At 70.3% G+C, this 13,940-nt stretch carries 12 protein-coding genes; 11 read left to right on the top strand and 1 reads right to left on the bottom strand.

The features are described 5' to 3' along the window. Nucleotides 1-28 precede the first annotated feature (28 nt). From NFX44_RS26485 to NFX44_RS26495, 3 genes are read left to right on the top strand one after another with little or no spacing between them, the layout of a single operon-like run. Complete coding sequence (locus tag NFX44_RS26485; protein WP_262286313.1) at nt 29-1,531, top strand: aldehyde dehydrogenase family protein; 1,503 nt, start codon at nt 29-31, stop codon at nt 1,529-1,531. After that, complete coding sequence (locus NFX44_RS26490; protein ID WP_262286314.1) at nt 1,528-2,700, top strand: CaiB/BaiF CoA-transferase family protein; 1,173 nt, start codon at nt 1,528-1,530, stop codon at nt 2,698-2,700. Before NFX44_RS26485 ends, NFX44_RS26490 begins: the two co-directional genes overlap by 4 nt. Beyond that, the gene (locus NFX44_RS26495) at nt 2,697-3,884 is read left to right on the top strand and encodes an acyl-CoA dehydrogenase family protein (RefSeq protein ID WP_262286315.1); all 1,188 of its coding nucleotides are present in this window, start codon (nt 2,697-2,699) and stop codon (nt 3,882-3,884) included. The genes NFX44_RS26490 and NFX44_RS26495 overlap by 4 nt, the downstream gene beginning before the upstream one ends. Nucleotides 3,885-3,898: 14 nt before the next feature. On the opposite strand, the gene NFX44_RS26500 is transcribed toward NFX44_RS26495, so the two are convergent. Continuing rightward, on the bottom strand, nt 3,899-4,717 hold the full coding sequence (locus tag NFX44_RS26500) for an IclR family transcriptional regulator (protein WP_262286316.1): 819 nt from the start codon (nt 4,715-4,717) through the stop codon (nt 3,899-3,901). A 96-nt stretch (nt 4,718-4,813) separates the two neighbouring features. Here NFX44_RS26500 and NFX44_RS26505 point away from each other — a divergent pair, with 96 nt between their 5' ends. The 8 genes from NFX44_RS26505 (at nt 4,814) to NFX44_RS26540 (ending at nt 13,879) form a co-directional block, all read left to right on the top strand. Then, nucleotides 4,814-6,442 (top strand): thiamine pyrophosphate-dependent enzyme, encoded by a 1,629-nt coding sequence (locus NFX44_RS26505; protein ID WP_262286317.1) that lies wholly within the window; start codon nt 4,814-4,816, stop codon nt 6,440-6,442. A 97-nt stretch (nt 6,443-6,539) separates the two neighbouring features. Further along, nucleotides 6,540-7,961: an aldehyde dehydrogenase family protein gene (locus tag NFX44_RS26510; protein WP_262286318.1), complete on the top strand. Its 1,422-nt coding sequence runs from the start codon at nt 6,540-6,542 to the stop codon at nt 7,959-7,961. A gap of 3 nt (nt 7,962-7,964) precedes the next feature. Then, nucleotides 7,965-9,128 carry an LLM class flavin-dependent oxidoreductase gene (locus tag NFX44_RS26515; RefSeq protein ID WP_262286319.1) on the top strand — a complete coding sequence of 388 codons (1,164 nt, stop codon included), beginning with the start codon at nt 7,965-7,967 and terminating at the stop codon, nt 9,126-9,128. Continuing rightward, nucleotides 9,125-9,892, top strand: a complete 768-nt coding sequence (locus NFX44_RS26520; RefSeq protein ID WP_262286320.1) for an ABC transporter ATP-binding protein — start codon at nt 9,125-9,127, stop codon at nt 9,890-9,892. The genes NFX44_RS26515 and NFX44_RS26520 overlap by 4 nt, the downstream gene beginning before the upstream one ends. Continuing rightward, nucleotides 9,889-10,602, top strand: a complete 714-nt coding sequence (locus NFX44_RS26525; RefSeq protein ID WP_262286321.1) for an ABC transporter ATP-binding protein — start codon at nt 9,889-9,891, stop codon at nt 10,600-10,602. Before NFX44_RS26520 ends, NFX44_RS26525 begins: the two co-directional genes overlap by 4 nt. Before the next feature lie 27 nt (nt 10,603-10,629). Beyond that, on the top strand, nt 10,630-11,514 hold the full coding sequence (locus NFX44_RS26530; protein WP_262286322.1) for a branched-chain amino acid ABC transporter permease: 885 nt from the start codon (nt 10,630-10,632) through the stop codon (nt 11,512-11,514). Beyond that, nucleotides 11,511-12,563 (top strand): branched-chain amino acid ABC transporter permease, encoded by a 1,053-nt coding sequence (locus tag NFX44_RS26535; RefSeq protein ID WP_262286323.1) that lies wholly within the window; start codon nt 11,511-11,513, stop codon nt 12,561-12,563. Before NFX44_RS26530 ends, NFX44_RS26535 begins: the two co-directional genes overlap by 4 nt. Continuing rightward, nucleotides 12,560-13,879 carry an ABC transporter substrate-binding protein gene (locus tag NFX44_RS26540; RefSeq protein ID WP_262286324.1) on the top strand — a complete coding sequence of 440 codons (1,320 nt, stop codon included), beginning with the start codon at nt 12,560-12,562 and terminating at the stop codon, nt 13,877-13,879. Before NFX44_RS26535 ends, NFX44_RS26540 begins: the two co-directional genes overlap by 4 nt. The last annotated feature ends 61 nt before the right edge of the window (nt 13,880-13,940 follow it).

A 13,940-nucleotide genomic window follows, 5' to 3' on the forward strand; every position in this document is an offset into this window, starting at 1 on the left:
ACGCAATCTTTCCCACAGAGGAGGCGGAATGACAGCGGTGGATGTCAGCCGTGACCCGCGCACCGGGGCGGCCGGCGGGGAGATCGCACACAGCACACCGCCCCAGATCGAGGCGGTGCTCGCCCGTGCCGCGGCCGCCGCGCCGGTCCTGGCCGCGACCGCCCCCGCCGTACGGTCGAGGTGGCTGCACGCCGTGGCCGACGCGCTGGAGGCGGCGGCCGAAGAACTGGTCGCGCTGGCCGACGCCGAGACAGCGCTCGGCCGGCCCCGCCTGCCGGGGGAGTTGACCCGCACGGCCGGGCAGTTGCGCTTCTACGGCGATGTCGCGGCCGAAGGCTCATACCTCGACGTGACCCTCGACCGGGCGACCGCCACCGCGCCGGCCCTGGCCCGGGTCCGGGTGCCGCTCGGGCCGGTGGCGGTGTTCGGGGCGAGCAACTTCCCGTTCGCGTTCTCGGTGCTGGGCAACGACACCGCCTCGGCACTGGCCGCCGGGTGTCCGGTCGTGGTGAAGGCCCATCCGGCCCATCCCTGGCTGAGCCAGCGCCTCTCCGAGATCGCCCGTGCCGCCCTGGCCGCGGCCGGCGCGCCCGCGGGCACGTTCGACGTCGTGGTCGGCTTCGACGCCGGCGTGGCCCTGGTCCGCGATCCCGCGATCCAGGCGGTCGGCTTCACCGGCTCGCAGCGGGCCGGGCTGGCGTTGCGGGAGCTGGCCAACCAACGCGACGTGGTCATCCCGGTCTACGCCGAGATGGGCACGGTCAACCCGGCCGTCATCACGGCGACTGTGGCGGCTGACCCGGGCACCGTGGGCCGCCTGCTCCGCGATTTCGTGGCGTCCTTCACCCTCGGATCCGGGCAGTACTGCACCAAGCCGGGGCTGCTGTTCGTGCCGGCCGGCCACCAGCTCACCGGGCGGGCCGCCGAAGCCCTGCTGTCGGCGGCTCCAGAGGGCTGGTCGCTGACCGAACGGATCGCGGCCGAGGCAGAGTCCGGAGTGGATGAGCTGGTGGCGGCCGGGGCGACGGTTGTCGCGTCGGTCGATGGCCGGGGCGCCGGCTGGTCGGTCGGCGCGACCCTGCTGTCGGTGCCGATGCCCGCGTTGCGGTCCGGCAGCCGCCTGCTGAGCGAGGTGTTCGCGCCGATCGCCCTGGTCGCCGAATACCTGAACCTGACCGAACTGGTCGCCACCTTGGGGCAGCTACAGGGGGCCCTGGCCGCCAGCGTGTTCGCGGCCGGCGACGATCCGCACCTCGAGGCCCTGCTCGCGGCACTATCTCCGATGGCCGGGCGAGTCGTGTGTGGACAATGGCCGACCGGTGTTGCCTACACCTGGGCCCAGCACCACGGCGGTCCGTGGCCGGCCACGTCCGATCCCGGTGCGACCTCGGTCGGCGCGGCCGCCCTGGGCCGCTTCACTCGGCCGCTGGTCTACCAGAACGTGCCGGACGCCGCCCTGCCGGAACCGTTGCGTGAGGGCAATCCGTGGGGCCTGCCCCGCCGGATCGACGGTCGGCGGACCGCGCCGTGACGGCGGGCGAGGCCTGCCTGGCTCCGCCCGCGCTCGCGGGCATCGTGGTCGCGGACTTCAGCCGGGTGCTGGCCGGTCCAATGGCCACGTCCCTGCTGGCCGACCTTGGCGCCACCGTCGTCAAGGTGGAGCGGCCCGGGACCGGGGACGAGACGCGGTCCTGGGGCCCACCGTGGACCGACACATCGAGCGCGTACTTCGAGTCGGTCAACCGGTCCAAGCGCGGGATCGAGCTGGACTTCACGGATCCGGCCAGGAAACAGACCGCGCTCGACCTCATCCGGCAGGCCGACGTGCTGGTCGAGAACTTCCGCACCGGCACCCTCGACCGGCTCGGGCTCGGGTTCGCCGACGCCCACCGGATCAACCCACGCCTGGTCTACTGCTCGCTGACCGGTTTCGGCAGCGCGGCCGGTGCGGCGCTGCCGGGTTACGACTTCGTCGTGCAGGCGCTGGGCGGCCTCATGAGCATCACCGGCGATCCCGACGGCCCGGGCACCAAGGTCGGGGTGGCGCTGGTGGATGTGCTGTGTGGCAAGGATGCCGTCATCGGGATCCTTGCGGCGCTGGCCGCCCGAGACCGCGACGGCGTGGGCCAGCACGTCGAGGTGAACCTGCTGTCCAGCCTGCTCGGCTCGCTGGTCAACCAGGCCGGGTCGCACCTGACCACCGGTCGTTCGCCGGTCCGGATGGGTAACCGTCACCCGTCCATCGCGCCGTACGAGACGCTGCGGTGCGCGGACGGCCTGATCGCCGTCGCCTGCGGCAACGACGGCCAGTTCCGCCGGATGGCGCGGCTGCTCGGCCGGGAGGACTTGGCCGACGATCCCCGGTTTGCGACCAACCCGGCCCGCGTCGCCCATCGCGACGAACTCGCGTCCGAGCTGGAGGATCGGCTCCGGACGGGCGACGCCGACGGGTGGCAGAAGGCCCTCATGGGCGCCGGCGTGGCCGCCGGCCGGGTCAACGACGTCGGCGGTGCGTTCGAACTGGCCCGCACGCTCGGCCTGGAACCGTCGGTGCCGGTCGGCGACGGCCATCCGGACCAGGTGCGCCACCCGATCCGCTTCTCCCGCACCGGTGTGGTCGCCCCGTCGGCGCCGCCGGCGCTGGGTCAACACACCGAAGAAATCCGCCAGTGGCTGGACCGACAGACAAGGGATACATGAACATCAACGACCTGCCTCCGTTCGACCCGGCCGACCCCGCCGGGGTCGACGACCTGTTGACCGAGCGGGAGAGGGATGTCCGGGACGCGGTGGCGCGGCTCTGTGCGACCCACGTCGAGCCGAACGTCGCCGAATGGTTCGAGAGCGGGGACATCCCGGAGATCCGCGAACTGGCTAAGCGGCTCGGCGAACTCGGGCTGCTCGGCATGCACCTGGAGGGCTACGGCTGCGCGGGGATGAGCGCCACCGAATACGGCCTGGCCTGCCTGGAGCTGGAGGCGGCCGACTCCGGCCTGCGCTCGCTGGTCTCCGTGCAGGGATCGCTCGCGATGTTCGCGATCTGGCGCTTCGGCAGCGAGGAACACAAGCAACGATGGCTGCCGCCCATGGCGGCCGGTGACGCGATCGGCTGCTTCGGCCTCACCGAACCGGACGCCGGATCCGACCCGGGGAGCATGCGGACCCGGGCCCGGCGCGACGGCGACGACTGGGTCCTCGATGGGCGCAAGATGTGGATCACCAACTCACCGGTGGCCGACGTGGCCGTGGTGTGGGCGCGAACCGAGGACGGCATCCGAGGTTTCGTGGTGCCGGCCGACACGCCCGGCTTCTCGGCACCGCGGATCGAGCACAAGCTGTCGCTGCGGGCCTCGGTGACCGGCGAGATCGTGCTCGACGACGTGCGGCTGCCGGCAGACGCCATGCTGCCGGAGGCGCGCGGCCTGCGCGGACCGCTGTCCTGTCTGAACGAAGCCCGCTACGGGATCGTGTGGGGCGCGATGGGCGCGGCGCGGACCGCGCTGGCCTCGGCGCTGTCGTACGCCGGGCAGCGCACGCAGTTCGGCAAGCCGATCGCCGGTTTCCAGCTCACCCAGGCCAAGCTGGCGGAGATGGCCGTCCGCTACACCCACGGTGTCCTGCTGGCAATGCACCTGGGCCGGCGAAAGGACGCCGGTCGACTGCGCCCCGAGCAGATCAGCCTGGGCAAGCTGTCGAATGTCAACCTAGCCCTGGACATCTGCCGCACCGCCCGGACCGTTCTCGGCGCGAACGGCATCTCGCTGGAGTACCCGGTCATCCGCCACATGGTAAACCTGGAGTCGGTGCTCACTTACGAGGGTACGCCGGAGATGCACACGCTCGTGGTCGGCAACGCGCTGACCGGGATCCAGGCCTTCCGGTAGCCCCCGGAACCCGGTCAGGAGACGTAGGAGCTGTTGCCGCCCACGTCGACGCGGAGGGTGGCCAGGTCGCGTTCGATGCCGTCGCGGGCCAGGGACACCCGGGACACCAGGTTCGTGCGCAGCAGCTTGCGAAACCGCGAGGTGGGGATGCCGAGGCTGATCGCGCCGATGGCGTTCCCGGAGGCGCCCCGCACGACCATCCCGATCGCGGCCACCCCGGCCTCGGTCTCCTCGAAGTTGATGGCGTAACCGTTGAGCCGGACGAGTTCGATCTTCTTGATGAAGCGAGTGAACTCGGCCGGCTTCATCATGCCTTCGGCCAGGGCGGTGGATTCGTTGCGGTAAAGGCGCTCCAGGATGGCGTTGTCAAGAGTGGCCAGTAGCGCCTTGCCCCCCGAAGCGGCCGACGCCGGGACCACGGCGCCCTGGCGGTCGCCCACCCGCAGCATCTGCGGCCCTTCGATGGTGAGCAGGAAGCGCACCACCGTGCCGACGCGGATCATGAGGTTGACCGTCTCGCCCAGCTCTCGCGACAGCGCCTGCATGTGCGGCTCGGAGACCACTCGCAGGTCGTGGGTCCACTGGTAGCGGGCCGGCCCGACACCCAGTGAGGGGCCGGGAACATAGGCGCGGGACTCGTCTTGGGCGGCGAACCCGCGGTAGACCAACATCGACAGCAGTCGGTGCGCCGTGGACTGCGCCACGCCCAGCTCGGTCGCGGCCTGCTTCACCCTGATCGAGCCCTCGTCGCGGATGACCTGAAGCAGGCGAAGCGCGTTGTCGACCGACTCGATCGCGTAGGACGGCTTGTCCTGCAACCTCTGATTCTGCACAACAGAAGTGTATTGAGAATGGCCCTCGCGTCCAACGATTCTCGGTTACCGCCGTCGAGCCCGTCGGCTGGTGGTTCCGATCCGAGGGACGTCGTGGTGACCGAAGAATCCACCCGCAGCGCCGGGCATCTCATCGCGGACCAGATGGTCGTCGCCGGGGTCCGGCGGGTCTTCTGCGTGCCGGGTGAGAGTTACCTCGAGGTGCTGGACGGGCTGTTCGGCTCACCGATCGAGATCATCACCTGTCGCCAGGAGGGCGGCGCCGGGTTCATGGCCATCGCCCACGCCCGGCTGACCGGTGAGGCCGGCATCGTCATGGTGACCCGGGGCCCGGGCGCCACCAACGTGTCGGTCGCGGTCCACACCGCCTGGCAGGACGCGACTCCGCTGGTCCTGCTCGTCGGCCTCATCCCGAGCGAGCACCGAGGCCGGGAGGCGTTCCAGGAACTCGACCTGGTGGCGTTCCTCGGCTCCACGGCCAAGGCGGTGTTCGTCCTCGACGACCCGGACGACGCGGCGATGACCCTCGACCGGGCGCTGGCCCTGGCGGCCGAGGGACGCCCCGGCCCGGTCGTGATCGGCCTGCCGGAGGACGTGCTGGAACGGGCCAGCCACGGTGCCGTGGTGGCGCCGACCGCGGTTGGGCCGGTCGCGCCCGATCCGGCCCAGGTGGCCGACGTCCACACCGCGCTGGCCGGGGCCCGGCGGCCGCTGCTGGTGGTCGGCGGGGACGGCTGGGACGCCGCCACCGCCGCGCGGCTGGCTGAGCTGTCGGGCCGGCTGACCCTGCCGGTGGCGGCCGACTTCCGCAGCTACGACCACATCGACAACGACAGCCCCACCTACGTGGGGCCGCTCGGCTTCGGCCGCACCAAGCGTCTGGCCGACATGATGGACACGACCGATCTGCTGATCCTGCTCGGCGGGGTGCGGTCGGACGTGATGAGTGATTCGTACCGGCTGGCGACCGACGTCCCGACCGTCATGATCGGCCCCGATCCGGAGTGCATCGGCCACAGTGGACGAGTTGACCGGCATGTGGTCGCGGATCCGGCCGCGTTCGTCGCCGCGCTGACCGAGCTGGCGGCCGAGCCCGCGGCGACTGACCCGCAGCGCGCCGATTGGCTGGCCGAGGGGCGGGCGGCCTACCTGCGCGACGCGACCCCGGCCGCCGAGGGCGGCGAGCTCGATCTCGGCGCGGTGTTCGAGTGGCTGCGCGACCGGCTGCCGCGGGACACCATCGTGACCTACGGCGCCGGTTGTCACGCGGCCTGGCCGACCCGGTTCCTGCCGGCCCATGGCGTGCGGTCCGTGCTGGGCCCCAAGAACGGCACCATGGGCTACGGCGTACCGGCGGCGGTGGCGGCCAGCCTGGAACATCCCGACCGGCAGGTGGTGTCGGTGGCCGGCGACGGTTGTTTCCTCATGAACGGCCAGGAACTCGCGACCGCCGTGGCACACCGAGCCCGGCCGCTGATCCTTGTGTTGGACAACTCGCTATACGGGACGATCGCGTTGCACCAGAAGGTGCACCACCCCGGCCGCCCGGTCGCCACGGCGCTGGTGAACCCGGACTTCGGCGCACTGGCCCGGGCGTACGGCGCCTACGGCGAGAAGGTCGAACGCACCGCGGACTTCCCGGCCGCCCTCGACCGGGCGCTGTCCGCCGGTACCGCGGCCGTCCTGCATCTGGTGATGGATCCCGGCCGCCTGCTGCCTCCGTGAGCTCCGTCCACCGCGCCGTGCCACCACCCGCCGATGTGAGGCCACCGATGATCCCGCCGTATACCGCTTCGCGTAGTGAAGTCCGGGAAGGAACCATATGCGCATCCTGACCAATGTCATCGATGGCAAGCCCAGCGCCGTCGACGCCACCTTGCCGTTCTTCGACCCAGCCACCGGCGAGCGGATCGGCGCCGCTCCCGACAGCGGGGCCGAGGAGGTCGACCGGGCGGTCGGCGCGGCCGCGGCGGCGCTGAAGACCTGGCGGCGCACCACCCCGGGCGAACGGCAGCGGATCCTGCTGGCCATCGCCGACCGGTTCGAGGAGCGGGCCGACGACCTGCTGGCCGCCGAGATCGCCTGCACCGGCAAGCCGGAGGCCATCGCGCGCCACGTGGAGATCCGCGGCTCGGCAGACATCCTGCGGTTCTTCGCCGGCGCCGCACGCGTGCTGCCCGGCACGACCCAGGCCAACTACGTGCCCGGGTTCGCGTCCAGCATCCGCCGCGAGCCGGTCGGCGTCGTCGCCCAGATCACTCCCTGGAACTACCCGATGCTGATGGCGATCTGGAAGATCGGGGCGGTCCTGGCCACCGGCAACACCCTGGTCATCAAGCCGGCCGAGACGACACCGTGGAGCACGGTGCTGCTGGCCGAACTGGTCGCGGACCTGCTGCCGCCGGGCGTGCTCAACGTGGTCTGCGGCGGCCGGGAGACCGGCGCGCTGCTGTCGCGCCACCCGCGGGTCGACCTGGTCGCGCTGACCGGTAGTACCCGGGCCGGCCGGGCCGTCACCGAGGCGACCGCTTCGGCGGCCATGCTGCCCGCCCTGCACCTGGAGCTGGGCGGAAAGGCCCCGTCACTGGTGTTCGACGACGTGGACCTGGCCGACACGGCCCAGAAGATCGCCCGCAGCGCGTTCGGCAACGCCGGACAGGGCTGCACGGCGATCACCCGCGTCCTGGTGCACGAGTCGGTTCTGGACGCGTTCACGGCCGAGCTCGTCACGGCGACCGAGGCGGTCGTGGTGGGCGGACCGGACAACTCGGCGGCCGTCATGGGCCCCCTCAACTCGCTCGAGCACCGGACCCGCGTGGAGGGCTTCATCGAGCGGCTGCCCTCGTACGCCCGCGTGGTCACCGGCGGCAGCGGCTTCGGGCCCGGGTACTTCTTCCGGCCGACCGTCATCACCGGCGTGCGGCAGGACGACGAGATCGTCCAGGAGGAGGTGTTCGGCCCGGTGCTCACCGTGCAGCCGTTCGCCGACGAGCACGCGGCGTTGGAACTGGCCAACGACTGCCGGTACGGCCTGACCGCGAGCGTCTGGACCCGCGACGTCGGCCGGGTGCAGCGGCTGTCGGCCGAGCTGGAGTTCGGCACCGTGTGGGTGAACTGCCACCACATCATCACCCCGGAGAACCCGCACGGCGGTTTCAAGGAGTCCGGTCACGGCAAGGACCTCTCGATTTACGCGTTGGACAACTACACCCGGATCAAGTCCGTCACGGTCGCGGAGCAGTGAGCCATGTCTAAGCCCCGCCGCCACGACGGCCAACTCCGGTTCGGCCTGATGTGGCCGAACACCCAGTCGCACAACGTGACGTCCCGGGTCGTCGCCGACGCCAACCCGGACATCCTCGACGTGGCCAACCATCTGGAACTGGCCCGCACGGTCGAGGAGACCGGCCTGGACTACGTGTTCTTCGCCGACAGCTACACCGTCAACAGTCCGGCCAGCGCCGCCGCCGGGCACGGCGAGCCACGCATCTTCGCCCCGATCTGGGCTGCCGCGGTGATCGGCGCGACCAAGCACATCGGGGTCGTGACGACACTGCACACGCGCTACCTGTCTCCGGTCCTGATCGCGCGGATCGGGGCCAACCTGGACGTGCTGTCCGGTGGTCGGTGGGGCTGGAACATCGTGCCCGGCTCCAAGGCGGCCGAGTCGGCCCTGTTCGGGTTCGACAACCTCGAACACGACCGCCGGTACGAGTACGGGGCCGAGACCCTGACCGCGGTGAAGGCGCTGTGGCGGGCCGGTCGGGAGCCGATCGAGTTCACCGGCGAGCACGTCCGCCTCTCCGGTGCCCTGTGCGGGCCGACGCCGGTCCAGCGGCCCAATCCGGTCATCTTCAACCCAGGCGTGTCGCCGGCCGGCCTCGACCTCATCGCCTCCGAATGCGACTTCGGCTTCTCGGCCGTGGTCGACGACTGGTCGAAGGTCCGCTCGGCCGTCGACCGGGTGACGGCCAAGGCGGCCGAGTTCGGCCGGGCGCCAAGCTCGGTCGGGCTGGTCGGCTCGATCGGTGTCGTGATCGGACAGTCCATGGCAGATGCTGAGGAACGCCTCGAATGGTTCCGGTCGGTCGTCGACATCGAGGCTGCCCGCGGCTTCGCCAACTTCTTCTTGGCCAACAGCAAGACCTACCGGGGTCTGTTCGAGGGCCAGGATTACGAGCAACTGGTGCGGCGGATCGGGGTCGGAGCCGGCAGCACGGTGCTGTGCGGCACGGCCGAGGAGGTCGCCGAGCAGTTCGTCGAACTGAACAAAGCGACCGGAATGAGCAACTTCCTGTTGCTGCCGATGACGTTCGACTCGGCGGAGATCGCCGGATACGGGCGGATGCTGCCGCACCTGCAGCGCGCCGGTGTGTGGACGCCGCCGTCGCAGCGGGGGTGGTCCTGGTGACGGCGGTGCTCGAGGTGGACGCCGTCAGCCTGCGCTTCGGCGGCCTGCAGGTGCTGCGTGAGCTCAGCTTCGAGGTCCAAGCCGGCCAGATTTGTGCCCTCATCGGACCCAACGGCGCCGGCAAGACGTCGATCTTCAACTGTGTGAGCCGCCTGTACCGGCCCTCGGCCGGTCGAATCCGGGTCAACGGCGTGGACATCACCTCGATCCGACCGCACCAGGCGGTCAAGCACCGGGTCGCCCGGACCTTCCAGAACCTGGCTCTGTTCACGTCGCTGACCGTGCGCGAGAACGTCCTGTGCGGAGGTTACGGGCGAACCAGCGCCGGAATGATCGCGGGAATGTTCCGGAGCCGGGGCAGCCGGCACGAGGAGCAACTGCTGCGGGCGGACGGCGAGCGGATCCTCGATCTGGTGGGGCTGACCGATGTCGCCGACGTGCCGGCCGCCGAACTGCCGTTCGGGATCCAGAAGCGCATCGAGCTGGCCCGCGCGGTGATGGCCCGGCCGAAACTGCTGATGCTCGACGAGCCGGCCAACGGCCTGGACTCCGACGAGGTCGGTGAGCTGACAACGAAGTTGCGCGAGATCGCCGCCGCCGAGTCGCTGAGCCTACTGCTGGTGGAGCACCACATCGGCATGGTCGTGGGCCTCAGCGACCACGTCATCGTGATGGACCTCGGCCGCAAGATCGCCGAGGGGACACCGGACGAGGTCACCCGCAATCCGACGGTCGTGGACGCATACCTTGGAGACTCGCTATGAGCGAGTTGGTCCGCACCAGGCAGCTGCGCGCCGGGTACGGCCGGGTCGAGGTCCTGCGGGGCGCCGACCTGGTGGTCGACGAGGGCGAGGTGGTGGTCCTGCTGGGCGCGAACGGCGCAGGCAAGACCACGCTGCTGCGTGCGTTGTCCGGCGTCATCCCGGGCCGAGGCGAGATCACGTTCGCCGGCCGGTCGATCGTCGGCCTCAGCGCCGACCGGGTCGCCCGGCTCGGCATCGCCCATGTGCCGCAGGGCCGGGGCACGTTCGTCGACATGACGGTCGAGGACAACCTGCGCGTCGGCGGCTACGCCCGCCGGGACGCGGCCGGAGTCCGCGCGGATCTGGCCCGCTGGCTGGAGTTCTTCCCCCGGCTGGGTGAACGGCGCGACCAGCTCGCCGGCAGCATGAGCGGCGGCGAGCAGCAGATGCTGGCGGTGGCCCGGGCGTTGATGTCCCGGCCCCGGCTGTTGCTGCTAGACGAGCCTTCGCTGGGCCTGGCGCCGGTGGTCACCAAGGAGCTGTTCGCCAAGCTGGCCGAGCTCAACGCCGAGAACGGGACCTCCATGCTCGTCGTCGAGCAGGCCGCCCACCTCGCCCTGGGTATCGCGGCTCGGGCCTACACGCTCACCGCCGGCGAACTGTCGGCCTCCATGGGGGTGGACGAACTCGCCGACCGCGAGTCGCTGCGGCGCGTCTACCTCGGTTCCTAACAGACGATTTCCACGAGAGGCTCTACTGTGGAACTACTTGCCCAGCGCCTTGTCGACGGGCTCGGCAGCGGCTGCATCTACGCCGCTCTCGCGCTCGCGATCGTGCTGGTCTTCCGGACCAGCGGTGTGGTCAACTTCGCCCAAGGCGAGATGGCGATGCTGTCGAGCTACCTGGTGTGGTTCCTCGTTTCCTGGAGCCTCGGGATCTGGGTCGCCCTGGTCATCTCCGCCGTCGCCGCCTTCATCCTCGGCGGTGTTCTTGAACGCGGTCTGATCAAGCGGCTCAATCTGGATGACCACCTGGGAACGGTCATCGTGATGACGGGTCTGTACACATTGATCAATTCGCTGGCCCTGCTCTTCTTCGGTTCGGACGGGCGGCCGCTGCCGTCGCTGTTCCCGGACGGGACACTGGGCCTGGGTTCGGTGCGGATGCCGTACGCCACCATGGGGGCGCTGGCCGGCCTGCTGGTGGTGAGCACGGCCCTGTTCGTCCTGTTCCGGTTCACCAAGGTCGGGCTCGGACTGCGGGCGGTGGCGCAGAACCGCGCCTCGAGCGCACTGGCTGGCTTGCCCGTGGGCCGGCTGCTGGCCACCGGCTGGGGCCTGGCCGCCGCGCTCGGCGCCGTCTCCGGCGTCCTGGTCACCTCGCTGGGCCTGTATCTGGAGCCGAGCCTGATGCTCTCGGTCCTGGTCTACGCCATGGCCGCGGCCACCCTGGGCGGCTTCGACAGCGCCGTCGGTGCGGTCGTCGCCGGCGTGCTGCTGGGCGTCGTGGAGAGCGTGGCCGTCGGCTACATCACCTTCCTCGGTACGGAGATGAAGTTGGGAGTGGCTTTCGTGGTCATGCTGCTCGCGATGGTCGTGCGGCCGAACGGGTTGTTCGGCACCGCCCGGGTGGCCCGGGCATGAGCGCGCCGGCCTTGGCTGGGCGCCGGTCCGCCTGGGACACCCGTCGGACCGTGGTGGCCGCCGCTTACACGGTGGCGGCCGTGATCGCCGTCGTCCTGCCGTTCACCAGCCCGCCGTACGTGGTTCAGAACTACACCCGCGTCCTCATCGTGGCCCTGCCGGCCATCGGCCTGAACATGCTGACCGGGTACGCCGGCCTCATCTCACTTGGGCAGAGCGCCTTCTTCGGCCTCGGGGCGTACGTGACGGCGATCCTGGCCGGCGACCACGGCTGGGCCTGGTGGGAGACGACCCCGCTCGCCATGCTGCTCGCGTTCGGCGCCGGCATGCTGGTCGGCGTGCCCTCCTTACGTATCAAGGGCATCTATCTCGCCGTCGTCACGCTGGTGCTCGCGGCCTTCTTCCCGAGCATCATCATGCGGTTCAACCACCTCACCGGCGGCAACCAGGGCAAGACGCTGGACGTCATGGAAGCGCCGTCGTGGCTGCCGTTCGAGAGCGACCAGTTCGGCTACTTCGTCTGCGCGCTCATCCTGGTCGTGGTCATGGTGCTGATGCACAACCTGGCCCGCAGCCGGGCCGGCCGATCGCTGGTGGCGTTGCGGGACAACCAGACCGCCGCCGCGATGATGGGCGTCGACCGGGCCCGGACGAACATCGCCATCTTCGGCGTGAGCGCGTCGCTGGCCGGCCTGGCCGGCTCGCTGTTCTCGGCCACCCAGGGGATCGTGTCGTCGGAGACGGCGTACCTGACCCTGGGCGGCTCCATCCAGTTCATCGCGGCCATGGTGCTCGGCGGGCCGACCACTGTGGTCGGTCCGTTGGTCGGGTCGGCCATCACCGAGCGCCTGCCGGTGGTGCTGTCCGGAATCGACCCGGTGCTCGCCCAGGTCATCTACGGGGCGCTGCTCATCGTCGTCGTGCTGCTCATGCGGGGCGGCATCGGCGGCGTCGCGTCTCGGCTGCTCAACCGGATCCTCAGGCGCTACACCTCCCGCCGGCGCGAGTCCGCTCCCGGCGTCGTTATCCAGCCCAGGGAGATTGAATGAAACTCCGTTTTCGAAGAGTGTCGGCCGCGGTCTTCGCGGTGACGGCCATGACCGCCATGGCTGCCTGTCAGGGTCGGTCCTCCTCGACCGACGCCGGTGACGTCACCAACACCACCGGGGTCGGCGTCGAGCAGGTCGTGACCAAAGACCAGTGCCAGTCGTACGACCCGTCGCCCGGCATCAGTTCGGGCGAGATCAAGCTCGGTTCGTCGTACCCGGACAGTGGCCCGCTCGCCTCGATCGGCGAGGCGAACAAGGGCATGGAGGCCTACTTCAAGCACCTCAACGAGACCGGCGGCATCAACGGCCGCAAGGTCACGCTCATCGGCAAGGACGACCAGTACGACCCGACCAAGGCGACCGCGAACGTCAACGAACTGCTGCAGTCGGACAGAGTGTTCGCGATCGTCGGCGTGCAGTCCACCACCGGCACCATGGCGGTATGGGACCAGTTGCAGAAGCAGTGCGTGCCGATCCTCGAGTCGACCATCTCGTCGGCCAGCATGGCCCAGCGCGCGGCCCACCCCAACGCGACCGACGGCTTGGTTCCCTACCCGTCGGAGGCGTACGCCCTCGGCACGTACGTGACCAAGCAGCGCAAGAACACCAAAGTTGCCCTCATCGCGCAGGCCGGCACCTTCGGTACCTCAGCCAAGCGGGGCCTGGAGAAGAGCCTGGCCGACAACGGCGCCCAGCTCGTGGCGAGCGCGACGTTCCAGGTGACCGACCCCACCGTCACCAGCCAGATCACCACCCTCAAGGCCAGCGGAGCGGACGCCCTGGTCGTCGTGGCCGCCGGCACGAAGTGCCCGCAGATCTTCGACGCCGTGGGCGACGCCGACTGGCACCCGACCCTAGCCACCACGTTCACCTGCGCCAACACCACGCTGATGAAGCTGGCCAAGCCGGCCAACGTGAACGGTGTCATCAGCGACTCGTGGGTGCGGCTGCGCACGCAGGGTGACCCGGAGTCCGACGCCTACTTCGCCGCGCTGGCCAAGTACTTCCCGCAGGTCAACGCCGGATCGGAGAACGTCGCCATCGGTTGGGCCCAGGGTGAGGTCGTTGCAGAGACGCTCAAGCGGGCCACCGCCCTGACCCGGGTCGACGTCATCAACTCAGCGCTCGGCCTCAAGGACGTGAAGATCGGCATGGCGGCCGACGGTGTGCTCGTCAACACCTCCAAGAACGACACCGCCCCGGTCGAGAGCGTGCAGATCACCCAGTTCGACTCGGGCGCCCTGGCCTGGAAGCTGGCCGACGGTTCGACCGGCCCGATCGATGTCGGCGGCAAGCTCGCCGAACTCGCCGGCTGAGTAGAGACACCCCGGCCCGCCGCCACCACTCGCGGCGGCGGACCGGAACCCCATGACGAGA

Origin of the sequence: Micromonospora sp. MA102 (assembly GCF_025460765.1) — a bacterium.
In the GTDB taxonomy this organism is placed as follows: Bacteria; Actinomycetota; Actinomycetes; order Mycobacteriales; family Micromonosporaceae; genus Micromonospora; species Micromonospora halotolerans.

Bases quoted from the DNA above. Each gene is read 5' to 3' on its own strand.
- NFX44_RS26525 (WP_262286321.1), top strand. From the start codon at position 9,889: ATGAGCGAGTTGGTCCGCACCAGGCAGCTGCGCGCCGGGTACGGCCGG.
- NFX44_RS26495 (WP_262286315.1), top strand. From the start codon at position 2,697: ATGAACATCAACGACCTGCCTCCGTTCGACCCGGCCGACCCCGCCGGG.
- NFX44_RS26535 (WP_262286323.1), top strand. From the start codon at position 11,511: ATGAGCGCGCCGGCCTTGGCTGGGCGCCGGTCCGCCTGGGACACCCGT.
- NFX44_RS26485 (WP_262286313.1), top strand. From the start codon at position 29: ATGACAGCGGTGGATGTCAGCCGTGACCCGCGCACCGGGGCGGCCGGC.
- NFX44_RS26540 (WP_262286324.1), top strand. From the start codon at position 12,560: ATGAAACTCCGTTTTCGAAGAGTGTCGGCCGCGGTCTTCGCGGTGACG.
- NFX44_RS26510 (WP_262286318.1), top strand. From the start codon at position 6,540: ATGCGCATCCTGACCAATGTCATCGATGGCAAGCCCAGCGCCGTCGAC.
- NFX44_RS26515 (WP_262286319.1), top strand. From the start codon at position 7,965: ATGTCTAAGCCCCGCCGCCACGACGGCCAACTCCGGTTCGGCCTGATG.